The following is a 22,172-nucleotide window of genomic DNA, read 5'->3' as shown; positions in this document are numbered from 1 at the left end:
ATTAGTGATTAGTGATTAGTGATTAGTGATTAGTGATTAGTGATTAGTGATTAGTGATTAGTGATTAGTGATTAGTGATTAGTGGATATGCTTTTCTGCGGAGAAGGTTGCCTTTTCAGCAGAAGATCTCCGCCTTAAAAACGCTATCCTTTTCAGGTAAAAAAGTAAAGGGCCTGCATCTATCAAGACGCAGGCCCTTTTAAATTCTAATTTCTGAAACAATTATTTTGTTAAAAGCTGAATTTTCAGAAATTTTTCCTTCAGAAACAAAAATTAATCGCTAATCTCTAATCACAAACTAAGGTAAAGCCGGCATGCCCATTTCGATCCATTCTTCTTTGGATGGCCCGTAGATGCCCGGAACTTTTAGCCCGGCCTGGCGCATGAGTACAGTCATTTGGCCCCGGTGGTGCGTCTGGTGACGGATCAGGATTGTAAGAATGTAGCCCTTACTCCAGTTATCCCCGTACATCGGCACTTTCTCTTCCAGTTCTTCGTCCGTCCAGGTAGCTTTTACGGCTTCCTTCACGGCTACGGCATCGCGATTATAAAAGGCAATTACCGTTTCCAGGGTCAGGCTTTCCGGCTCCGGATCCATCTCATTTACCGGCAAGCCGGCCCGGTGCATCATTTCGCCTAAAGTATGCGTGATATGCCAGGCCAAACGGCCCAGGGTACGGTTGTCAGAATGAAAGGAATGGTTCAGGTGTTCTTCTTTCAGGTTCCCGAAAACTTTCGCCGTCATTTCCGTTTCATACTCCCAGTCGCTTAAAAAATCTTCTATTTTCCGGTACATGTTTACAGCGTTTTAAGGGTTAAAAAGATAGCGTTTTGGCTTCGTTATTACAGGCGCAACCATTTCTGATAGATCTTTTGCTGGGCTGCGGTCTGTTCCGGCATTTTCTCGATCCGGTACCGTACATTCGGGTTCTTTTGCAAAGTTAGATCTATTGAAAGCAGTCGGCCGTCGCGGTTCACGATCAGGTTCAGTTTTTCGCCTTCCTTGCGGCCGGCTACCGATTTATTCAGGTCGTCAGCGATCCGGTAACCGTTCAGGGCTATAATTTCATCGTTCACGTTCAGACCTCCGTTCCAGGCGCTGCCGTTACGTGCTACATTGGTAACCACAATTTTGCCACCCTGGTTCGCCGTGGTTGCCCCTAATGCTACCTCTTGGTTGTTCGCGTTCAGATTGGTAAATTTCAGGCCGGCGTAGGCTAAATATTTGGCGTAATCGGGGGTAACGGTGCCATAAATATAATCGCGGAAAAAATCATCGAGTTTAATGCCGGCTACTTTTTCAAGTTCCTCCTGCATTTCTTCGTCGGTAAAGCCGCGATCCAGTTTCTTATAATATTTGCGGTACATGTTCTGCATCACGTTATCCAGCGACTTTTCCCCCTTGCTCTGGTTCAGGATCTCCAGATCTAAAAGCAACCCAATTAAAGCGCCTTTGGAATAATAGGAAATTTCGGCGTTGCGGGAGTTTTCGTTAGGGCGGTACGATTTTATCCAGGCATCGAAACTCGATTCAGCCAGCGATTGCACTTTCACGCCCGGCGTATTTTCTACGTTATTAATGGCGCTGGTAATAATATCGAGGTAGCGTTCCGGGCTGTAAAAACCTGCCCGACGCACCAGCTGGTCGTCGTAATAACTCGTTAATCCTTCCGAAACCCAAAGCAGGTTCGTGTAGTTTTCGGCATCGTAATTAAAAGGTCCAAGGGGCTGCGGGCGCAGGCGTTTCACATTCCAGAGATGGAAATATTCGTGGGCCACCAAACTCAGAAAACCGTGATACGCATTATCGGGCTGGTAACCCCAGCGCGCCACCTGTAGGGTGGTTGAATTTAAATGTTCCAGGCCGCCACCGCCATTCAGAATGTTGTGAATGATAAAAACATATTTGCCTTTAACCGGATTCTCGCCGAAAATCAGGGTGCATGCTTCCACAATTTTTTTCATATCGGCCAGAATTTTCACTTCGTCGTAATTGCTGTCGCCAAACATGGCAACTTCGTGCTGCACGCCGGAAGCTTCAAAATTCAGGATCTTATGCGTACCGATTTCAATCGGCGAATCGGCCAGGATATCGTAGTTATCCGCTTTCAGTTTCCATTTATTGCCGCCGATGGTTGGTAAACTGGTAGAGATCTGGTTCCAGTTGCCATAAGGTTCCACCGTAACTTCCGATGGCAGGTTTTTATATTTATCCGGGTACATAAACACACTCGTTCCGCTTACAAAAGCATGCATTTCGTCTACAAAACTGGTGCGTACCGTAAGCTCAAACGCATACACTTTGTAGTTCACTTTTATATCGCGGTTTTTATCAGCATAAACCCGCCAGGTGTTTTTATTGATCTTTTCGGCTTTCAGTTTTTTAGAACCGGCCGTGGCCGAAAATCCTTCCACGTGCTTCGGGAATTCGCGGACCAGGTAAGACCCCGGCGCCCAAACGGGCATTTTAATATCCAGGTATTTGTCTTTAAAATCCTGCAAAAGCATTTCCACTTCAAAATAATGGGTTTGCGGCTCGGGCATGGCGAGCTTGTAAGCCAGCTTTGGAGCAGCCTGCGCTACAAAAGCAAAAAACGTGAGTACGAGGAGTAAAATTAACCTGGAAGGTGGGATAATGCGGTTGACCATGAAATGAACTGTATGCGTTAAAAACATGCATAATACAGTTATTTGGCCGGAAATCAAAATGCGGGCGGTTGCCGGTTACCGACTTTTGGAAGCCGGAAGGATAGCGTTTTTAAAGTACTGAATTAGTAAAGTAGGCTTATTGTCAAATTTTTACTGATTTATAATGCAAAATAATTATCGGTGCTGGTCTGGCTTCCGAGCCAGCGGGTAGCTTTGGGGCTGGAGGTAAAGGTGTTCATCTTAATGAAGGAATTGTAGGTCTGTAAACCGATCTGCCCGGCCTCTTCAATCATTTTTTTGTAAGTAGGCTTTGGCACCACCATTCCGATGTAATTATCCGGCCCTAAGGCGATCATCAGGTTTGGAAAAAAACAGGTATGGAGCCAATTCTGATCTTCTTCGGTAAGCTGGTAATGACCCGAAAAATCGAATAACCAATGTTTAACTTTGTTTTTCTCAGCAAACTGCAGAGCCTTGCGATAGCAGATCTTGAGTTCTTTGGAATTGATATTTCCGGTGCAGGTAAGCTCGATCTGCTTCTTCGCTTCCTGGTATTGCACCCGAATAATATCGGATTTGTAAATCAACATAAGTCTGGTGGTTTAGAGGTTAGTTAAATGTAAAACATATAAATATAAGTACCAAGCTATTAACAAATTAGTTGCTTTTATATTAGTAAATTTTACAATTTAAAGGGTAAACAAACCGCATATCAGTTTAAAAGATTTCAGGTTTTTTCCGGCCTTTTACCCATGCCCACGAACTAAAATCCACAATCAATGCGTTAAGTCGGAACAAAACCGTAACCAAACGCATACAATTATGAGTAAAAACTGGCAACGATGGACTTTTGTTGGAATTACCCTGATCGGGATCCTGAGCGGAAGCCAACTTCTGGCGATCTACGAGAACAAAGCCCCCTCGCCTAAAGTAAGAAAAACCATAGAAGTTGCCCGTTTGAAAGCGGAAACCGAAAAAGCCATCCATGATTCGGTGGCTATGGAAAGAAAAGAATTAGCCAATGCGCTGATCCAGGCCGGATTGCAAAGAATCGGTATCCCATATGTTTATGGCGGAACCTCCGATAAAGGGTTTGATTGTTCCGGTTTTGTTTATCACACCTTTGGCCAGTTCAACATTAAAGTTCCGCGTTCTTCCGAGCTGATGGCCAGTGCCGGCAAACCGGTAGCCCCAGCCAAAGCCCGGCGCGGAGATATCCTGATCTTTACCGGCACCAACCCATCGGTTCGTAAACCCGGCCACGTGGGCATTGTGATCAGTAAAACGGGCGAACCCCTGGAATTTGTGCATGCCTCGTCTAATGGCGGCGTGAAGGTGAGTAAAGTACCCGGCACCAATTACCAGCGCCGCTTCCTGGAAGTACGGCGGGTTTTATAAAAACAACAATTATGAAAAACAAAAAAAGCAGCCGGAAGATCGTCGGGCTGCTTTTTTTTGTTTTGAAGAATTCCGGTTAAAAAATTACTAGCGGAATTTTGGCGTTTTATACGACTGGTCTAAGATATAATTAAGCGAAAAACCGGTAAGAACGTACCAATCGTTTCGGGTGTGATCGCCGCGTTGCTGGCCTGCGCTACTCATGGAGGTAGCCGGATACGACTGTCCGTCGCTGCCAATTACCGTAATTTGTTTATCGGCCAAGTCTGGTAATTCGATGGACCGGTCGGCTAAAACCCAGGCTTCTTTTCCATGGGCCGCATTCAGGTCGCCTTTATCGGCGTACTTGGTACTCACATCATCCAGGTAATCGGTAAAGGTTCCCCGCCAGCCCACTTCAAATCCAAGGTCGAAATTCTGGTTCAGGCGGAAACGGGCGCCAAAACCAAACGGAATGCTGAATTGGACTTTGCTGTATTTCACGCCTTCGGTTTGTAAGGGCTGCAGCGCATACCAGCCCGTTTCAATGAGGCCGCCTTCGTAATAGGCTTTGGGGTTATGATGAAACACCGCTACCCCGCCAAAAATATACGGCGTGAATTCCGGGCGTTTAAAAAAGGTGGCATAATTGGCTTTCAGATCGTAAATGGCAACGAGAGAAAGTTCTTTTATATCGTTGCGGAAGCTCAGGTTACGTTCCCAACGACCCGCATCTTCGGCTTCGAACCGCTTGGCGCTTTCAGCATCATCGCCACGCAACCGGCCATACGATAAACTCACCCGGGCGCTCCAGTTGGCGTAGAATTTCCGCTGGCCATAAATACCAACGTTATAGCGGATCAGTTTAGGATCGGTGCTCAGAATGGAAGGCCCGGGCGTAACGTCGCCGTAATATCCGGTAGCCATCGCATTTACGCCCAGAGCGGTATAACGGTATCGTTTGGTAAATTCCTGGGCCCGCAGTTCCGCAGCCAGCAGCGAGGTAAATAAGAGCGTAGTAATAAGTAGTTTTGACTTCATAGACATCCTTTTAGTAAAGTGAGTAATCCTTAAACAGTCCTTAACTTATTTGAACTTCGCTAAAAATATGGATTAAGCCCGTATGAACAAAACTACTAAAGCTTTATTACGCCATTATTCTGGTCTTTCTTAAAAAAAGAAAATTATTTTCCCGCTTCCTCCTTGATTTGCTGGGTTTAAAAGCTTTATACACAAAAAAAATACCTGACTGTTTTCATTCCGCAGAAATCGAACAGTCAGGTATAGAATCCTTTAAAATCTTACCAGGCTTTAGATTTATAAAAAATCATAGGTAACGCCCTTAAGCGATCTTAAAGCAACGTTTGCAGTGTAACCGCAATACTTATAGTGGTGGTTACACCAGTTCACCTTTAAAGTGAACACCATTACTCAGGCCTGATAAGATTCGTTGGGGATTAGACATTTTTACCTCCTTTCTTTAAGTCCGACATAACCTGGCAAAAAGCGTAGCCATTATTTCAAAATAGCTATTTTTTTAAACCCGGCCGCAGCACTCGCTGCATTTGATAAAGTTAAAACGGAGCAACTTAGTTCCAAAGTATTTCCCTGAATTTTTTATTATTTTTTATTTTATTTCGCCGATGCAGGTAATGCTGGTTTCTTCCGGAACCACCACCAGAGCCACAGCAGGATCAGGATAATTTCTACCACAGCATCGGCCAGATAAACCGGCCAGATCACCTCCCGGGCCACGTAATAAATATCTACCCAGACCAGGAAAACTTCAAACCCTAAAACAATGAGCACAACATCTGGCTGGACTTTCTGCCGGAACGATGCCGCCAACATGCCTATGCTGCAGGCCGTAATTAATAAGCCAACCGTTTTTACAAGCCAGATATCCGTTTTTGGGCCGGTTACCGCCATAAAACTGCTGATGTGTAAAATCGGCCATATTCCGGCAAGAAAATAAAAAAGGCCATTTAAACGAAGCAAAAAACGGTATGCTTTCATGTTGTTAAAGTATTTAAAGTAAACCTGATAATTTTAACAAAAAGCCCGGATAAATTAATTGTATGTAAGCAGATTAGTTTGTATATTTCGTATTCATCAACCTCTTTTTTGTGCTTTTATGAAAAAATATTTAGTAGCATTCGTGTTTTTTCTGGCCCTTCATGGTATTGCGCTCTCGCAAAGCCTTTCCCCTATTGGCATCTGGACGAACCAGGAAAAAGAAGCCCGCTTCGAAATTTATAAATGCGGCGACAAACTTTGCGGCAAAATAACCTGGCTGGCAGAACCAAACCGTAACGGCAAACCCAAAACCGACGTGAACAATCCCGATAAAAAAATGCAGGACCGGCCCCTGATCGGATTGGTTTTTCTCCAGGGTTTTGAATACGACGAACATAATAAATGGGACGACGGCACCATTTACGACCCGAAAAGCGGCAAGACCTACAGCTCTTACATGCAGATGCTCGACAAAAATAAAATTGAAGTGAAAGGTTATATTGGCATTTCGCTTATTGGCCGTTCGCAGATCTGGACCCGGGTACAATAAAAAAACGGTATGCTTTTAACGCAAAAAACTCCTGCATGTGCTGCAGGAGTTTTTTTTATGTTCTCCGGAACTGCCGGCTTAGTATATATTCTTGATCGTGTATTGTTTATCGCGCATGGCAAAAGATTCGCCTTTGTTTTTCCCGGCCATGGCTTTAAAAAGGGGCGACAAAGCAGAAATAGCGAAGTAGGTTTTATCGGCCACTTTAATAGCTCCCAGGCTTGCGGAAACAAAAAAATCCTGCGTATCGGTTTCTACCACGGTGCCCAGCATAATTTCTGAATTTTCCTTCATCGAATTGATGCGTTTGAGCACGTGGTAAACTCCCATGGCTTCATCGAGCTGGCGGGCAAACATATCGCGCTGGATCTGGCAGGCTTCCCGGAAAGATTCAAACTTATCTTCCATGGCACCGTGGTGTTCGTTGGCACTTTCCTGGGCTTCATCCATGGCAATTTTTGCGGCACTGATTTGTTCGTTCTGGATCCGGAGGCATTCCTGGAGTAGCTGGCGTTTTAGTTCGGTCTTTTTTTTAGCCATAATACTAAGTAGTTGATATTCAAAGCATTAATAAGATATTAAAGCTCTGAAAGGGTGGAGAAAAAGCTTGAAGTATTTATTTAAATATAATCAAAGTCTGCTAAAAACGAAATATCTCCGGAAATGTTACCTGAAAAAGTAAAACCGGCCCGTTCTGCACAGTGCCGGCTTTACTTTTTGAGTTCGAAACCCTAGCGTTTTAGTGCAATTTACAGCTTCTGAAATGGCTTGGTAATTACGTTTTCGGCGTTTCCAACCTTCAATAAATAAAATCCTTCGGCTAGGTCGTTTACCTTAATCTTAGAATCGAATCCGCTGGCTTTTAGATTTTTTACGCAACGCCCGGCTGCATCGTAAACCTGGATAAATTGCGGTCTGAAACCTAGGTCTGAAATGGTTAAGAAAGCCGTTGCCGGGTTAGGATAAAGCTTTATTTTTTCTGCAGCCAGTTCTGAAGGCGTACCGTTAACCAGGTTGGCATCGCGGGAAACAACACCATCCATATTTAAAATCCACTGGTTCGGGTCTATTTCAATGCTGCTTACCGCGCCGCTTACCTTCACGGAAAAGAATTCGTTTAACTGATCCTGCCGCACTCTGATGATGGTATCGCCGATGCTGCGCACCAGTTTAAGTTCCACATCGGTTTCGAAAAGCGGCGTAATGGCCCCAGCCGAGGGAGTCTGAATACTGTTGATAAGTAAATGCTTGCCGGTCTGGTTCCAGATCAGGTCAAAAGTCGGGTGACCTTCGCCGTAAACCCACTGGTTAAAGAAAGGCGTTAAGTTTTTACCCGATACGGTTTCCACTACCTGTTTAAAGTCTGCAGTTTTTGCCGTTCCGTCTTTAAATTGCTGCTGATACGCTCGCAAGGCAGCAAAAAACAAAGAATCGTTATTAAATTCGAAACGCAGCATATGCACCACCGTCGCTCCTTTGTCATAAGTCAGGCGGCTGTTAAAGATCCGGCCCACGTTCATAGAATCTGCCGCCGGAATATAAACGCTGCCGGTTCCGTTGGAAAGCACACTGGAATGAGTATTATCCATCCAGGCGCGTTTCTGGGTAGGCCGCAGATTTTCGAGCGCTACGTATTCTGAATAACTCGCAAACCCTTCGTTCAGCCAGATATCGCGCCAGGAGGCACAGGTAACGTTGTCGCCAAACCACTGGTGTGCCAGTTCGTGGGCGGTTAAGGTAAATTCAAAAAAGCCCTGTGTGGTCATGGTCTGGTGTTCCATTCCGCCGGAAAGCGGTGCCATGCAATGCCCGTATTTTTCTTTGTAAAAAGGATACAAGCCATACAGTTCCGAAAATTTCACCAGCATGGGCGCCGTGTTGTTTATCTCCGCCTGAAACTGCGGCAGCGTGCCGGGATTGTTGTAAATGTAATTTACGATGGGAATCGGGTTTGGCGCGCCAACCGGGTTGGCAAAAATGGTGTATTCGTTGTATTCAGCCACGGCCACCGAGATCAGGTAATAATCGATCGGGTAGCGCGATTTCCATTCGTATCTTTTTTTACCGTTTGGCAAGGTGGTGGTTTGCTTTAAAACCCCGTTGGAGCCAGCTTTATTCGAAGGGCTGGTAGTAACCCAGACTTCTACCGAATCGGCTTTATCGGTTAAAACCTGCTTACACGGAAACCACTCGTAGGCGGAAAAAGGCTGGCTGAGGCTCCAGGTAACGCGGTTTCCCCAGGAAGGCGAAGTAGCACTGGTCATCCCCTCTCCGATGGCCGCAGCTCCGGCCGTGGGCGGCGTTCCTTTATAAAAAATCGTAGCGTTTATGGGTGAATTGGCCGGAACCGGGGTTAAAAAGCGCACATAGGTCATGCCGGTCTGGCGGGTAAACGTGCGTTTGGTACCGTTAATAATAATGGAGTCAATTGCCAGGTTCTGGTGCAGTTCGAAGGCAAACGTATCGAGCGGAATGGTTTTGGTACGCGCCTGGATCAACGCATTTCCGGCAATATAAGTTGAGGTTCTTTCCAGGGCTACATCCAGTTTATAGAAATTGATGTCGTATTTATTCATCAGTCTCTGCTGGTTGGCATTAGCCAGCGCGGTGCGCATGTTAGAGTTGGTGCGGGCATTGGCACAAGCCTGGCTGCCCTGTGCAAATGCCTGGTTTGCCCATAATACAGCCAGTAAAAACAAGCCGGTAGTAATTTTTTTTAGCATATAAAAAGGTTGCTGCGTGGTGTTGCCGGAACGAACGTCCGTACTTACAAACATACTGAATTTCAGACAGGTTTCCGTTCTTATTAAACTTATTTTAGCCAAATTCCGGCTAAAAAAGGAATAGGAATACAAAGTACAGAATAAGCCACAACGCCCCCATAAAATGCCAGTAAGAGGTAAGCAATCCAAGCTGTAGTTTCCGGAAAGGATCGCGGATAAAAACCAGCGTGCGAATAGGGTCTGCGGCGGCAAAAAAAGTTTTGAAATACATGTAAATCAGGAACATCATGCCGGCTGCTACGTGCAGGGCGTGCAGGGCCGTGATCAGATAAAGATAAGAGCCGTAGGGTTTTCCTTTAAAATAGATGCCGTATTTAGCCAGTTCGTACCAGCCGCCAACCTGCGAGAGCAAAAAAGCGAAACCCAGAGCCAGCGAAATTCCCAGGTAACGCGTCATTTTGGTGAGGTTATCTTTGCGGTAAAAGCGGGGCGTACGCAAAAGCGTGTAACTACTCACCAGAATAAGGACGGTGCTTACGCTGAAAAATTTAGGAAAACCAACGTTTACTTTCTGCAACATAGCAACTTCGGTGCGGGCATACGCCAGCAGCAGGATCAGAAAAATAGTGCCGATGCCGATCAGGCACAGATACAACAGCATTTTAACCGGGTGAATTTTATCGATCCGGGAAAAAGAAGATTTATGCGTTGCCCCGATTTTATTTTTGTTATCCGATTTCATGCTTTTGCTCCTGCCAGAATGTAAGCCAACCTTTTGATTTCCTGTACTCTTGCATACGGTTTTTAGTCGCCTGGTGGTTATAAGAAAATTGGTCTGGTCGGGATTTTATGGTAAGCTAAGCCTGAAAAACGGTAGGGATTTAAGTTCAAAAACCGAAACCATAATCACGAACAAAAAAAGGTTTGCACCTTGCAGCACAAACCTTACTTTACATAATTCTAAAACTTATTTCCCGAAAAAAGACCCGATTATGCCGAAAAGGGCAGCGGCTTTGATTTTGGCAGATTTGCCATTACCAAATTCAATGTAGGTTTTATTGTTTACCCGTACATCTACCACCAGCCCCAGGTCCAGAATTTTATCGTTTACCTGTTGCAGCTTTTTTAGCGGGCCGCCATTACTTTTCTTTTCCGAAGTTGTTTTCCCGGTTGATTTTTTCTGCGGGCCGTTCAATTTTTTCAGACTTTCCAGCGCCTTGAAATCGGGAAAATTCACGATGATGTAGTTCTGCTGCGCCACTACCACAAACTGGGAGTCGTTGGCCGAAACTACGAGTTGTGCGTCGAGATCGAAGTTCTGTCCTATCAAATTACTGCGGGTTTTTGTTGCCTTTGGTTTTAATGCGAAGCGTGCCGTTCAGCAGAAATTTATTGCCTGGTTCCGAGGTATTTTTCCCCGGCATCTGCAATTCCATGTTCTCAAAATCGAAACTGAATTCGGCATTCATGCTGCCTAACTGGTTTAAAATCGCAAAGGCCATATCTGGCAATCCGGAGGTATTTTTGTTATCGTTTCCCATCGTATTTTCAAAGGTATAATTCGAAATAAGTAAAATAAACGCAATAATGCAGCATTTTAACTGAAATTAATCTCTAAAACGCTATGGTTTCAGGCTAAAAAAATAAACCAGATTGCAAATTTAACAAAAGAAACTACCTTTGCAGAAATTCTTAAAAACAGATTATGCTTAAACGTTTCCTTTTCCTGCTGGCTGCAGTTTTTTGTATTACAGAAATAAGTTCAGCACAAAATCAGGTTTCTATTGCTGAAAACACAAACCAAAACGCAGGTTATTTTAATACTACGGAATTAAGTTTTTCCAAAGGTTTCCTGAAAGAGAACACAAGTTTTTACACCGGTTTACAAACTATTAATGGCTACCGTTTTAACAAACATATTTCCGCAGGTATTGGCGTGGGCGTAGATCAGTACTTTTATGAAAATTATAATGAGAATGGTTACAAAACAGGAGAAACTTACTTACCAGTTTTTACCGATATGCGGGTACACTTCGGAAAAGGAAAAACCCAGCCATTTTTTTCACAAGCAGTTGGTTATATGTTTTGCATTCGCCAGCTGACTGAGTTTCGTGATTCCGAATACTATAATAATATTGGCGGTATTATGATTAATCCTGCGTTTGGCGTTACCACTGCTTTAAGTGAAAAAACAGCATTAAACTTCAGCCTCGGTTATCGTTTCCAAGAAGTTACTATCAAGAATATCCCCTATTATTACTACAATAGTTACCCATTTTACCAGAGTGTAACCTGGTCAGCCCATTATCTAACTTTAAAAGCCGGCCTTACTTTCTAATCAATCTAATCCGTTTCCAAATTCCAGTTCTGCTGATGCGCGGCTTTCAAAAACCGATTAACTTTTCTAATTTGGCAGCCACATTCATTATTCATTCCTCATGAAAAAAATTCTTTACTCTGCTTTAGCCTGCAGCTTGTTCACGTTTGCGGCCTGCACCAAATCGGAGACCAAAACCGAAACCACCGAAATTGAAAAAACCGAAACGTCGGCCAACAGCGGCCAGAGTTACGGTGAAAAAATAACCCCGGAAGGCGCTGTGGCTGCGGCCGAATTGGAGAAATCTATGCTGGCGCAGGATAGCATGGAAGTAAAATTCACCGGCGAAATAGAAGAAGTTTGCCAGATGAAAGGCTGCTGGGTAACCATTAAAATGCCTTCCGGCGAAGCGATGCGCGTTATGTTCGGCGAAGACGATTATTTCGTACCGAAAGATGTTTCCGGTAAAAATGCCATTATGCAGGGCGTAGCTTACCGCAAGATCATCCCGGTAGACGAGCAGCGCCATTATTTAGAAGATGCCGGCAAGAGCAAAGAAGAGATCATGGCCATCACCCAGCCCGATACCACCATTACCTTCAACGCCAAAGGCATTATTATTCTTTAATTCAGCACTTTTCAAGTGTAAAACCCTATCGTTTAAGGCTGCCTCCGGGCGGCCTTTTACTTTTTAGACCGAATAGGATAGCGTTTTTTCTTGCACGACAAACGTAATTTTCTTTTAGCCCAAGGCCGTTTAAAACTACAGAACTCTCCCCTTCAGCGGAGCCTGAGGGTGTTAAAATTTGTAATTTTTTATCAGATAATGTGTAAACAACCCTATGAGCTTCCCTCGCAAATTCAAACTCTCGTTTGGCTTGTCCTCAAGGGGATAGTAAAAACCTAAAATAAACCTCCTGTTCGTTAGCAAACTTCACTTTTTTGCCCGGAAACTATAGCGTTTTTTGCCGGCAAGCTGTTCAGGTTTTTCGTACTTTTGTTTCCGTTGAAATCCGCAAGCTTTTACCATGACCGAAACCCAGGCCGCCGAACGCATACAAGAACTTACCCGCCTCATAAACCATTACAATTTCCAGTATTATCAGAACGCCCTTTCCGAAATTTCGGATTATGAATTCGATATGCTGCTGGAAGAACTCATGAAGCTGGAAACCGAATTCCCGAACCTGCAGGCGATCAACTCCCCTACCCGGCGCGTAGGCGGCACCATTACCAAAACCTTCCCCACAGTTTACCATACCTATCCCATGCTGTCGCTGGGAAACACCTATTCCGAAGAAGAACTGCGTGAATTTGATAACCGGGTGCGTAAAGTTCTGGAAGGCGATTTTGAATACGTATGCGAACTAAAATTCGACGGCGTGGCTTTGAGTTTGACTTACGAAAATGGCGAACTGGTGCGCGGCGTAACCCGCGGCGACGGCACGCGCGGCGACGATATTACGGCCAACGTGCGCACCATAAAAAATATCCCACTGCATTTACAAGGCAAAGATTTCCCCGAAAAAATGGAAGTGCGCGGCGAAGTGTTCATCCCTTTTTCGGTTTTCGACCACTTAAACAAAGAGCGCGAAGATATCGGCGAAGCTTTATTGGCAAACCCCAGAAATGCCGCTTCCGGAACCTTGAAAATGCAGGACTCCGCCGTGGTTGCCAAGCGCAAACTGAGCTGCTACGTGTATAGTTTGCTCGGCGAAAAACTGGGCTTTGAAACCCACTCCGAAACGCTGGAAGCGCTGAAAAAATGGGGCTTTGATGTGTCGCAGACCTACCGCAAATGCAATACTATTGAAGAAGTACTGGCTTATATCAACGAGTGGGAAAGCAAGCGTTTTGAATTACCGATCGGCACCGACGGCATTGTGGTGAAGGTAAATAATTTCGCGCAGCAGGAAGAACTTGGTTACACGGCTAAAAGTCCGCGCTGGGCCATTGCTTATAAATACAAAGCCATGAACGCCGCCACGCCGCTGCTGGGCATCAAATACCAGGTGGGCCGCACGGGCGCCGTTACGCCGGTGGCTTTGCTTAAACCTGTTCAGCTGGCCGGCACCACCGTAAAACGCGCTTCTTTGCACAACGCCAACGAAATCCTGCGCCTCGATATTCATGAAGGCGATACGGTGTTTGTAGAAAAAGGCGGCGAGATCATTCCCAAAATTACGGGCGTAGATGTTTCTAAACGCGTACCGGGAAGTATGGCGGTGGCGTACATCGATCATTGTCCGGCTTGTGGCAGCGAACTAATCCGGGCGGAAGGCGAAGCGAATTTTTATTGTCCGAACGAAGACGGTTGTCCGCCGCAGATCAAAGGCAAACTGGAGCATTTTATTTCGCGCAAAGCCATGAACATCGAAAGCTTGGGCGAAGGCAAGATCGAATTGCTTTTCGACCGCGGTTTGGTGCGCACGCCGGATATGTTTTACGAGCTGACTTTCGAGAAATTATTAGGCCTGGAGAAAGTTTTTGAAGACGAAGAAACCGGCAAAACCCGCAAAGTAAGCTTCCGCGAAAAAACCGTGGAAAATATGCTCAATGCCATCGAAAAATCGAAGGAAATCCCTTTCGACCGCGTACTTTTTGCCTTGGGAATTCGATTTGTGGGAAACACTGTGGCGCAAAAATTAGCCGCTCATTTTCGCAATATCGATAATCTGAAGCAGGCAAGTTTAGAAGAACTGGTTTCCGTTCCCGAGATCGGCGACCGCATTGCGTTTTCGGTGCAGCATTATTTCAGCAAACCCGAACACCTGGAAATGATCGAAAAACTGCGCGCGCAAGGCCTGCAACTGGAACTTCCAGAAAAAGCCGAAACCGGCCCGACCAGCGACAAACTGGCACCCAACACGTTCGTCATTTCCGGCGTTTTCGAACAATTCAGCCGCGACGAACTGCAAGATCTGATAACCCGGAACGGCGGCAAAATTGTGAGCTCTATTTCTAAAAAACTTTCGTACTTAGTAGCCGGCGATAAAATGGGACCATCCAAACTGGAAAAAGCCAACAGCCTGGGCGTGAAGATCATTTCGGAACAGGAATTTTTGAAAATGATAGAATGATTTCGATGGTTCGAATTTCCGAAGTTTGTATTTTCGATCTAAAATTTAATCGGAAATATTCAGATTAAAGAAAACGGTACTGAAATCAATAAAAAAGTCTTAAAATGCAAACTTGTTCTCTTTGGTATAGAACCGGTTTGAAAAACTAAAAATAAAAAGCATAAAATCGAAAATTCTTTCCTTGAATATTCGAATAATCGGAAAAAAAATGGATAAATTAAAAGGCACTGGTGTTGCACTGGTAACTCCCTTCAACAAAGATTTAAGTGTAGATTTCGATGGCCTGAAAAAGCTGGTTGATTTCAACATTAACGGCGGCGTAAACTACCTTGTGATCAACGGTACTACAGCTGAATCGGTAACCACTACTACCGAAGAAAAAAAGCAGATTCTGGATACGATCCGCAAGCACGTGGATGGTCGTGTTCCGTTAGTTTACGGGATTGGCGGCAACAACACGCAGGCCGTTTTAGACACCATTCTTGCCACCGATCTTACCGGAATTACTGCCATTTTATCGGTGAGTCCTTATTACAATAAACCATCACAAGCCGGTATTTACCAGCATTATATAGCCATCGCCGATGCCTGTCCGTTACCGGTAATTCTGTATAACGTGCCCGGCCGCACCGGCAGCAACATGACCGCCGAAACTACTTTAAAACTGGCGCATCACGATAATATCATCGGCATAAAAGAAGCTTCCGGCAACCTGGAGCAATGCATGCACATCGTAAAAAACAAGCCGGAAGGTTTTATGGTGATCAGCGGCGAAGACATTTTAACGGTGCCAATGATTTCCTTCGGAATGGACGGCGTAATTTCTGTTTTAGCGAACGCGTTCCCGGAAAAATTCAGCAACATGGTAAAGCTGGCGCTGGAAAATAATTTTGCTGAAGCATCCAAACTCATGTTCGATTTCCTGGAACTAAATCCGCTCATGTACGAAGAAAGTAACCCGGTTGGCGTGAAAGCGGTGCTGCAACTTTATGGCATTTGCGAAGACAGCGTGCGTTTGCCTTTGATCGAGGCTTCCGCCGGATTGAAAACGAAGATCCAACAATTGCTGTAGTTTTTCTATCTGAAATCACAAAAGCCTTCTCTGGAAACCGAGAAGGCTTTTTTATTCATAGTTTTCAGTTTAAGATCATGATTTCCAGGATTGTCTGAACTGTGATTCTTTTAATTTTATGATTATCGTGACGATGTAGGGACAGGGCTTGACCTGTCCGCAGGTTATCTGATCAAATATTATCTGATTTTTTATCTGAACACGATTTTAAAGATTTAAAGGATAGACAGGACTTTTGCTTTCTCATTAATTGTCTGCTTCAGGTTTAGCAATTGGAAGTACAAGTCAACCACCCCCAACCCCTCCTTGCTAAGGAGGGGAGCTTTTATTTCCTGCTTCAAACAACCAATTCACTCGAACGCGCGAGCGGAGTACGATCAACTAAAGCGAAGAACTACCAGCAAAATTTGCGCTTACGGCAGCAAATTTTGCCGCCTGCAAGAGCAGAGAAATCTACTATTTAGGCACTGTTCGGTTGGCTATGAAATACAGAAAGTTCACAGGGTGCGCTTTTGTCAAGCGCACTGTTTGAGCGGTCAGCGAGTTTGCGCTTGACTTGACTTTTTTGGTTCTTTTTGTGTCAAGACAAAAAGAACACTGAAGTGAGATAAGAACTACTTAATCAAATGATCAATGAGGTAAAGTTTACTATGAAAAACGGTATCCTTTTGAGCAGAAAAAGTCTATAGCAAACTTAATTACCAGTTGGATGAGATCCCTCCTATCGTCGGGATGACAAACAAAAATGGTATACTTCCAAGCACAAAAATTCAGCGAAATCCATTAATCCCTAAAATCCGCGATTCTAAACATTCTACCACCCACTCGCCAAAACATCCGCAATATGCATCACTTTCAGATCGATCTTGTTCTTTTTGATATAAGCATCCAAATGCATCAGGCACGAAGAATCGGTGGAAACGATGGCGGACGCGCCGGTGGCTAAGGCATTTTCTACTTTCTGCTGCGCCATGGCTACCGAGATCGCATCGAACTTAACGGCAAAGGTGCCGCCGAAACCGCAGCAGGTGGAAGTTTCCGCCATTTCAACCAACTCCAGGCCTTCTACATAATGCAAAAGTGCACGCGGACCGGCAGCAATTTTACACTCGCGGAGCGCACTACAGGAATCGTGGTAGGTAACTTTTCCCTCGAACCTGGCGCCCGGAATTTTCTCAATGTCCAGTACTTTGGTCAGGAATTCGGTGAACTCGAAGGTCTTTTTTTCCAGGCCTCGGTAACTGATGAAACGGGGCGAAGTAACAAACATTTCGGCGCAGGCACCGCGTACGTGGCCCACGCAACTCGCCGAGGGACTCACAACGTAATTGCTTTCTTCAGAAATAAAATCGTCGAGGAATTTATTGGCGATTTCCAGGCTTTCGTTGTAAAAACCGGCGTTATAGGCAGGCTGTCCGCAGCAGGTCTGGTTGGGGTTGTAACGCACCTCGCAACCAACACGCTTCAAAACCTTCACCATGTTCATGCCCGTTTCCGGCAAAAGCTGGTCTATAAAGCAGGGAATAAAAATATCTACAAGGGGTTTACGCGCCATATATTAATGCAAAAACACGGAACCGGCTTCAGCAAATGCTTCGGCAAAAGCGGCTTCGTTCAAATTCAAATCTACACCTTTACTCCGGAAATACTGTACCAGGTTTTCCGTTGCCATATTTCCAACCAACTCATCTTTGGCCATCGGGCAGCCACCAAAACCTTTCATGGCGCCATCAAATCGCTGGCAACCAGCCAGGTAAGCGGCTTCCACTTTTTCCTGCCAGGTATTCGGGTTGGTATGCAAATGCGCGCCAAACTCGATGTGCGGGAAAGCCGGTATTAAACTTGAAAACAAGTACGTGATATTTTCCGGATCCGAAACGCCGATGGTATCGGAAAGCGAAATAATTTGCACGCCCAGCGCATCGAGTTTTTGGGTGAATTCTCCTACCGTTTCCGCGCTCCAGGCATCGCCATAAGGATTTCCGAAACCCATAGAAAGATACGTTACCAGTTCCTTGCTGTTTTTCACGCAAACCTCCTGGATCTGCGCTACTTCATCCAACGCTTCGGCAATGCTTTTATTGGTGTTGCGCTGCTGAAAGGTTTCAGAAAGGGAAAGCGGAAACCCTAAATACTGAATTTCTTTATGCGAGGCGGCCTGTTCAGCACCGCGAAGATTGGCAATAATGGCCAGCAGTTTGGTTTTGGTTGCCGAAAGATCGAGCTGCGCCAGAACCTCGGCCGTATCGCGCAATTGCGGAATGGCTTTGGGCGAAACAAAGGAACCGAAATCCAGGGAATCGAAGCCAACTTTCAGCAAGGTGTTGAGGTAGTGAACTTTGGTTTCAGTGGGAATGAATTCAGCAATTCCCTGCATGGCGTCGCGCGGGCACTCGATTATTTTCATAGGAATTTCAGAAATAGCGCCGTAAATATACGCATTCCCGTAGTAGCAACGCGGCAAAAACGGTATCATTTTCCTTTAAAAAACTCAGAACGCCCAAACAAAAAACTTAAAGGCCGTTTCAGGAGTAAACATACCTTTGCACCGATATAGCTTTTTCAGTATTTTCAGTTTCTATGGCCCGCATTTTTTCGCTGCTTACTTTTATATTCCTGTTCCATACCGTTTTCGCTCAGAATGTTTCCTACCCGGTTTATCTTTTCGGCAATACCGCTACCAAACCGCTTTCCCCGGAAAGTTATACTTTGCTGAAGCAGGAAATTGACCGCCAGAATAATCCGTTCACCATCGTTCACCTCGGCGATATTGCCCTGAATAAAGGCTGGTCCGAAAACCCGAAACCCGAAGATGCCCTGCGCCTGGAACAGCTCGTGAACCTGGTGAAAGACAACCCGAAAGGGAAGATCATATTCATTCCCGGCGACAAAGACTGGAACAACTCCGGCAAAGAGGGCTTAAAAGCGGTTCGCCGCCTGGAAAAATACCTGCAAAGCCGCCTGCCTTATAAAAACGGTTTCGTGCCGGGCAGCGGTTGTCCGGGCCCCGAAGTACTCGATGTAAATCCCTTGCTGCGTATTGTAGCCATTAATTCTTCCTGGTGGATGCACCCTTACGACAAACCCGAAGTTACCGATACGGACTGCAAAATTCTTACCCGCCAGGAATTTGTGGAAGAACTACAGGAAGAAATTACCGAAGCCGACAACCGCAATATTTTGGTGGTGGGGCATCATCCGGTGGTATCCAACGGCGTATACGGTGGTCGCATGACCTTGAAAAAACACATTTTCCCGCTTTCCGATAAAAATCCCCGCAACCGCATTCCGCTACCCGTTTTCGGGAGCATTTATGCCGCTTACCGCCAGAACATCGGCACCCCGCGCGACCTGAGCAATTTCCGCTACGAAGCTTTCAGGGAGCAAATGCAGAAAATTTTTAAGCAAAGCCCCGGCCTGATTTACGCTTCGGCGCACGAATACAATTTGCAACTCAATTATACCGACGAAACCTACCACCTGATCTCAGGAAGTTTAACCGAAAAGGAAGCCGTGGGCAAAAGCCCCGAAACCATGTTCAGCGCCGCCAAAACCGGTTTTACCAAGCTTGAATATTTCCCGAACGGGGAAGTAAAAGTGCATTTCTTTGAGCTGAATCGCGCCAGCGTAGCCCCGCTTAATTCGCAAACTCTGTTGCAGTCGCCTTGCGCCGATTTTTCCGATTCCCTGGCCCCGACCAACCGTTTTTTTATTCCGTGCGTAGCGCCCGATTCAGTGCCCGATACCTATATGGAAATCCAGAACGGTAAAGTAACCGTGGTGCCGGGCCCGCAATACAAAGCCAACTGGCTTAAAAAGATCTTCTTTGGCAGGCTTTACCGCACCACCTGGACCACGCCGGTGCAGGTGCCGCTGCTTGATCTGCGCAAAACGTACGGCGGCCTGAAACCGGTGGGGCGCGGCGGCGGCCGGCAAACCACTTCGCTGCAATTCCGCTCCCGAAGCGGCCGCGATCTGGTATTCCGTTCTGTAGACAAAGACCCGGTAAAAGCCCTGCCCCTGGCCCTGCGCGAAACGTTTGTAACCAATGTGCTCCGCGATATTACGGCTACCGAACAACCTTACGGCGCCATTATTGTTTCCGCCCTGCTCGATTCTACCGATATCCTGCATGCGCGCCCGCAGCTGTATGTGTTGCCCAACGATCCGGCTTTAGGTCCTTACCGCGCGCAGTATGCCGGCTTGTTTGGCATGCTGGAAGACCGCCCCGTAGATCCGGAAAAAGGCAAAAAAGGCTTCGCCGGCGCCGACGATGTGATCCGGACTTACAGCCTTTTCCGCAAGCTTTATGACGACCATGATAACCGCCTGGATGCCTACGCCTTTGGCAAAGCCCGCGCTTTTGATATCTGGGTAGGTGATTTTGGCAAGCACGACGATAACTGGCGCTGGGCTGGTTTTAAAAACCAACAGGGCGAACGGATCTACAAACCCATTCCGCGCGACCGCGACCACGCTTTTTCCCGCTGGGACGGCTTTTTTCCCTGGCTCGCCGATCAGCCTTTTGGCGTGAAAACCATTCAGAATTTCGGGCACGATTATAAAGGAATAAGAAGTCTAACCCACCCGGCGCGGCACCTGGACCGGGCACTTCTGCAAAACCTTTCGCGCGAAGACTGGCAGAAAATTGCCCGTGAACTGCAAACCGAAATGACCGAAGCCACCATCGATAAAGCCATTGCCGCCGAACCCGCCGAAGTGATTCCGGTTTCAGGCAACCTGATCGCTCATAAACTCAAAAACCGCATTAAAAAACTACCGAAAGCCGTAGATGAATTTTACGAAAACCTGGCCCTGGTAGTAGACGTGGTAGGTTCGAACAAAAACGAATATTTTAAGGTGGAACGCTTGCCCGGCAATATGGTGCGCGTGCGCCAGTACGAAAAAGACAAAGAAACCAACGGCCCGGAAGGCGAAGCGTATTTTGACCGCACCTTTTACCCGCACGAAACCCAGGAAATAAGAATTTTTGCCCTGGACGGAAAAGACGTGATCGACATTACCGGCAGCAGCGAAAGCAGCATTCTGGTGCGCGTGATCGGCGGGGAAGGTGAAGACATTATCCGCGATAATTCTTTGGTGCCCGGCCGCAAACATTATACCCGCGTGTACGACGTTACCAAAACCGAATTACAGGCCGGCCCGGAAACCAAAGACATGCGTTCGAACGCCCTGAATATCAACGATTACAACCGGCAGGAATTCCGCTACAACTACATGTCTCCCATTCCGGGCATTGTGTATAACCGCAGCGATGGCCTGGGCGCGAGCCTGACCCTGAAACTTGGCCGTTACGCCTTCCGCGAACCCGAAGAAAAACGCATTTACACCGTCGATATTCGCGGTACCAACAAAGGCGCTTTTCAACTGACAGGTGGCGGTATCTGGCATAACGTCTGGCAAACCTGGAGTGTAGGTGGTCTGGCTTCCTACGGCTCGTATTTCCCGCATTATAATTTCTTCGGTTTAGGCAACAACACCAAAAAAGACGATAACCTTTACGACGAAAATTTCTACCGTTCGCGCTACAAAGGTTTGCGCCTGAATGGCTTTACCCAAACCACTTTCCTGCGCAAAAGCACCTTCCGGATCGGGCCGTTGTACGAATACCTGGTTTCCAAGCCAAAAAACGGTACCATTTTAAACGAAGAAACTGCCCGCGACCTGATCACCGGCAAAGAAAGCTTATTGGGAGGCCTGACTGAACTCGATTTCGACCTGCGCGACAATGCCAGTTTCACCACAAAAGGCCTGCGTTTCAAATTCAGCCATACCACGTACCAGCGGCTTACCCGCGAAAAAAATGCCTTTGGTTTAACCGGGCTTTCGGGCCAGTATTTTGGCACAGCGCGCATTAAAATCCCGGTTACGCTGGCAGTGAAACTGGGCGGTGCTCGCAACTATGGAAAAGACCTGCCATTTTATAAATACACCTCGCTGGGCTTATCCGATAATTTGCGCGGCTACGTAAATAACCGTTTTTTCGGCGACCGCTCGGCTTACCTGAACACTGAACTACGCTTTCATTTAGGCCGCGTACGCACGGTAGTATTGCCATTTTATTATGGTGTGGTGGCTTTTTATGATCAGGGAAAAGTATGGTACAAGGGCAGCGATGAAGGTGGTTTGCACAAAGGCTACGGCGCCGGCTTTTACATTGCCCCAATCGAACACCGTTATGCGCTCAACGTACTTTTCGGGCATTCGGCAGAGGAAGCCTTACTGGTGCAGTTTTCCCTGGGGCTGGTGCTGGATCGTTAAAAACGGTAGGGCTCCTGCAAGAAAAAGTGTTTTGAAAATTCCGTTCCTAAAACAAAAACGCTATACTTTTCAGGCCGGAAAGTATAGCGTTTTTGTTTATTTTCTA

At 46.2% G+C, this 22,172-nt stretch carries 20 protein-coding genes; 8 read left to right on the top strand and 12 right to left on the bottom strand.

Going from position 1 to position 22,172, the window contains the following annotated elements; all coding sequences use genetic code 11:
- Positions 1–298 precede the first annotated feature (298 nt).
- The 3 genes from I5M27_RS06740 to I5M27_RS06730 all read right to left on the bottom strand — a co-directional run bounded on the left by I5M27_RS06740 (position 299) and on the right by I5M27_RS06730 (position 3,239).
- On the bottom strand, positions 299–796 hold the full coding sequence (locus I5M27_RS06740) for a DinB family protein (RefSeq protein WP_200505413.1): 498 nt from the start codon (positions 794–796) through the stop codon (positions 299–301).
- Positions 797–843: 47 nt separating this feature from the next.
- Positions 844–2,676, bottom strand: a complete 1,833-nt coding sequence (locus tag I5M27_RS06735; RefSeq protein ID WP_234462419.1) for a M61 family metallopeptidase — start codon at positions 2,674–2,676, stop codon at positions 844–846.
- A gap of 131 nt (positions 2,677–2,807) precedes the next feature.
- Positions 2,808–3,239 carry a hypothetical protein gene (locus tag I5M27_RS06730; RefSeq protein WP_200505412.1) on the bottom strand — a complete coding sequence of 144 codons (432 nt, stop codon included), beginning with the start codon at positions 3,237–3,239 and terminating at the stop codon, positions 2,808–2,810.
- Between the two features lie 232 nt (positions 3,240–3,471).
- Here I5M27_RS06730 and I5M27_RS06725 point away from each other — a divergent pair, with 232 nt between their 5' ends.
- A complete protein-coding gene (locus I5M27_RS06725; protein WP_200505411.1) occupies positions 3,472–4,047 on the top strand; it encodes a C40 family peptidase in 576 nt (191 codons plus the stop codon).
- Between the two features lie 87 nt (positions 4,048–4,134).
- On the opposite strand, the gene I5M27_RS06720 is transcribed toward I5M27_RS06725, so the two are convergent.
- A complete protein-coding gene (locus tag I5M27_RS06720) occupies positions 4,135–5,067 on the bottom strand; it encodes a DUF6089 family protein (protein WP_200505410.1) in 933 nt (310 codons plus the stop codon).
- Positions 5,068–5,658: 591 nt separating this feature from the next.
- Positions 5,659–5,835 (bottom strand): hypothetical protein, encoded by a 177-nt coding sequence (locus I5M27_RS06715; RefSeq protein ID WP_200505409.1) that lies wholly within the window; start codon positions 5,833–5,835, stop codon positions 5,659–5,661.
- On the opposite strand from I5M27_RS06715, the gene I5M27_RS06710 reads away from it, so the two are divergent.
- Together I5M27_RS06710 and I5M27_RS06705 are read left to right on the top strand one after the other, a co-directional pair.
- Positions 5,828–6,001: a hypothetical protein gene (locus I5M27_RS06710; RefSeq protein ID WP_200505408.1), complete on the top strand. Its 174-nt coding sequence runs from the start codon at positions 5,828–5,830 to the stop codon at positions 5,999–6,001. The two genes, I5M27_RS06715 and I5M27_RS06710, sit on opposite strands and share 8 nt — an antisense overlap.
- Positions 6,002–6,160: 159 nt before the next feature.
- Entirely contained in the window at positions 6,161–6,592 is a 432-nt protein-coding gene (locus I5M27_RS06705; protein WP_200505407.1) for a DUF2147 domain-containing protein, read from the top strand.
- 78 nt (positions 6,593–6,670) lie between these two features.
- Here the strand turns inward: I5M27_RS06705 and I5M27_RS06700 are convergent, their stop codons facing one another.
- The 5 genes from I5M27_RS06700 to I5M27_RS06680 form a co-directional block, all read right to left on the bottom strand.
- A complete protein-coding gene (locus I5M27_RS06700; RefSeq protein ID WP_200505406.1) occupies positions 6,671–7,132 on the bottom strand; it encodes a hypothetical protein in 462 nt (153 codons plus the stop codon).
- Positions 7,133–7,341: 209 nt separating this feature from the next.
- Positions 7,342–9,369 carry a M1 family aminopeptidase gene (locus I5M27_RS06695; RefSeq protein ID WP_200505405.1) on the bottom strand — a complete coding sequence of 676 codons (2,028 nt, stop codon included), beginning with the start codon at positions 9,367–9,369 and terminating at the stop codon, positions 7,342–7,344.
- Positions 9,370–9,424: 55 nt separating this feature from the next.
- Entirely contained in the window at positions 9,425–10,057 is a 633-nt protein-coding gene (locus tag I5M27_RS06690; RefSeq protein ID WP_200505404.1) for a cytochrome c oxidase subunit 3, read from the bottom strand.
- Between the two features lie 225 nt (positions 10,058–10,282).
- Positions 10,283–10,645 carry a hypothetical protein gene (locus I5M27_RS06685; RefSeq protein WP_200505403.1) on the bottom strand — a complete coding sequence of 121 codons (363 nt, stop codon included), beginning with the start codon at positions 10,643–10,645 and terminating at the stop codon, positions 10,283–10,285.
- A 1-nt stretch (position 10,646) separates the two neighbouring features.
- Positions 10,647–10,856, bottom strand: a complete 210-nt coding sequence (locus tag I5M27_RS06680) for a hypothetical protein (RefSeq protein WP_200505402.1) — start codon at positions 10,854–10,856, stop codon at positions 10,647–10,649.
- A 164-nt stretch (positions 10,857–11,020) separates the two neighbouring features.
- Here I5M27_RS06680 and I5M27_RS06675 point away from each other — a divergent pair, with 164 nt between their 5' ends.
- From I5M27_RS06675 to dapA, 4 genes are all read left to right on the top strand, one after another.
- Complete coding sequence (locus I5M27_RS06675; RefSeq protein ID WP_200505401.1) at positions 11,021–11,653, top strand: hypothetical protein; 633 nt, start codon at positions 11,021–11,023, stop codon at positions 11,651–11,653.
- 100 nt (positions 11,654–11,753) lie between these two features.
- On the top strand, positions 11,754–12,260 hold the full coding sequence (locus I5M27_RS06670; protein ID WP_200505400.1) for a DUF4920 domain-containing protein: 507 nt from the start codon (positions 11,754–11,756) through the stop codon (positions 12,258–12,260).
- 400 nt (positions 12,261–12,660) lie between these two features.
- On the top strand, positions 12,661–14,712 hold the full coding sequence (gene ligA, locus I5M27_RS06665; protein WP_200505399.1) for an NAD-dependent DNA ligase LigA: 2,052 nt from the start codon (positions 12,661–12,663) through the stop codon (positions 14,710–14,712).
- Between the two features lie 208 nt (positions 14,713–14,920).
- Positions 14,921–15,784 (top strand): 4-hydroxy-tetrahydrodipicolinate synthase, encoded by an 864-nt coding sequence (gene dapA / locus I5M27_RS06660; protein WP_200505398.1) that lies wholly within the window; start codon positions 14,921–14,923, stop codon positions 15,782–15,784.
- 814 nt (positions 15,785–16,598) lie between these two features.
- Here dapA and I5M27_RS06655 read toward each other — a convergent pair.
- Positions 16,599–17,339: a (Fe-S)-binding protein gene (locus I5M27_RS06655; protein WP_200505397.1), complete on the bottom strand. Its 741-nt coding sequence runs from the start codon at positions 17,337–17,339 to the stop codon at positions 16,599–16,601.
- 3 nt (positions 17,340–17,342) lie between these two features.
- A complete protein-coding gene (locus I5M27_RS06650) occupies positions 17,343–18,191 on the bottom strand; it encodes a hydroxymethylglutaryl-CoA lyase (RefSeq protein WP_200505396.1) in 849 nt (282 codons plus the stop codon).
- A gap of 173 nt (positions 18,192–18,364) precedes the next feature.
- Between I5M27_RS06650 and I5M27_RS06645 the strand changes: the two genes are divergently transcribed.
- On the top strand, positions 18,365–22,066 hold the full coding sequence (locus tag I5M27_RS06645) for a BamA/TamA family outer membrane protein (protein ID WP_200505395.1): 3,702 nt from the start codon (positions 18,365–18,367) through the stop codon (positions 22,064–22,066).
- Positions 22,067–22,172: the final 106 nt, after the last annotated feature.

The organism is Adhaeribacter terrigena, from assembly GCF_016623615.1.
Classification (GTDB): domain Bacteria; phylum Bacteroidota; class Bacteroidia; order Cytophagales; family Hymenobacteraceae; genus Adhaeribacter_A; species Adhaeribacter_A terrigena.
Note: the sequence above shows the minus strand (reverse complement) of the source record. Positions and strands in the feature narration are given on the sequence as shown.

Bases quoted from the DNA above. Each gene is read 5' to 3' on its own strand.
- I5M27_RS06730 (WP_200505412.1), bottom strand. From the start codon at position 3,239: ATGTTGATTTACAAATCCGATATTATTCGGGTGCAATACCAGGAAGCG.
- ligA (WP_200505399.1), top strand. From the start codon at position 12,661: ATGACCGAAACCCAGGCCGCCGAACGCATACAAGAACTTACCCGCCTC.
- I5M27_RS06725 (WP_200505411.1), top strand. From the start codon at position 3,472: ATGAGTAAAAACTGGCAACGATGGACTTTTGTTGGAATTACCCTGATC.
- I5M27_RS06710 (WP_200505408.1), top strand. From the start codon at position 5,828: ATGAGCACAACATCTGGCTGGACTTTCTGCCGGAACGATGCCGCCAAC.
- I5M27_RS06695 (WP_200505405.1), bottom strand. From the start codon at position 9,369: ATGTTTGTAAGTACGGACGTTCGTTCCGGCAACACCACGCAGCAACCT.
- dapA (WP_200505398.1), top strand. From the start codon at position 14,921: ATGGATAAATTAAAAGGCACTGGTGTTGCACTGGTAACTCCCTTCAAC.
- I5M27_RS06680 (WP_200505402.1), bottom strand. From the start codon at position 10,856: ATGGGAAACGATAACAAAAATACCTCCGGATTGCCAGATATGGCCTTT.
- I5M27_RS06690 (WP_200505404.1), bottom strand. From the start codon at position 10,057: ATGAAATCGGATAACAAAAATAAAATCGGGGCAACGCATAAATCTTCT.
- I5M27_RS06720 (WP_200505410.1), bottom strand. From the start codon at position 5,067: ATGAAGTCAAAACTACTTATTACTACGCTCTTATTTACCTCGCTGCTG.
- I5M27_RS06735 (WP_234462419.1), bottom strand. From the start codon at position 2,676: ATGTTTTTAACGCATACAGTTCATTTCATGGTCAACCGCATTATCCCA.
- I5M27_RS06740 (WP_200505413.1), bottom strand. From the start codon at position 796: ATGTACCGGAAAATAGAAGATTTTTTAAGCGACTGGGAGTATGAAACG.
- I5M27_RS06705 (WP_200505407.1), top strand. From the start codon at position 6,161: ATGAAAAAATATTTAGTAGCATTCGTGTTTTTTCTGGCCCTTCATGGT.
- I5M27_RS06675 (WP_200505401.1), top strand. From the start codon at position 11,021: ATGCTTAAACGTTTCCTTTTCCTGCTGGCTGCAGTTTTTTGTATTACA.
- I5M27_RS06700 (WP_200505406.1), bottom strand. From the start codon at position 7,132: ATGGCTAAAAAAAAGACCGAACTAAAACGCCAGCTACTCCAGGAATGC.
- I5M27_RS06645 (WP_200505395.1), top strand. From the start codon at position 18,365: ATGGCCCGCATTTTTTCGCTGCTTACTTTTATATTCCTGTTCCATACC.
- I5M27_RS06655 (WP_200505397.1), bottom strand. From the start codon at position 17,339: ATGGCGCGTAAACCCCTTGTAGATATTTTTATTCCCTGCTTTATAGAC.
- I5M27_RS06650 (WP_200505396.1), bottom strand. From the start codon at position 18,191: ATGAAAATAATCGAGTGCCCGCGCGACGCCATGCAGGGAATTGCTGAA.
- I5M27_RS06670 (WP_200505400.1), top strand. From the start codon at position 11,754: ATGAAAAAAATTCTTTACTCTGCTTTAGCCTGCAGCTTGTTCACGTTT.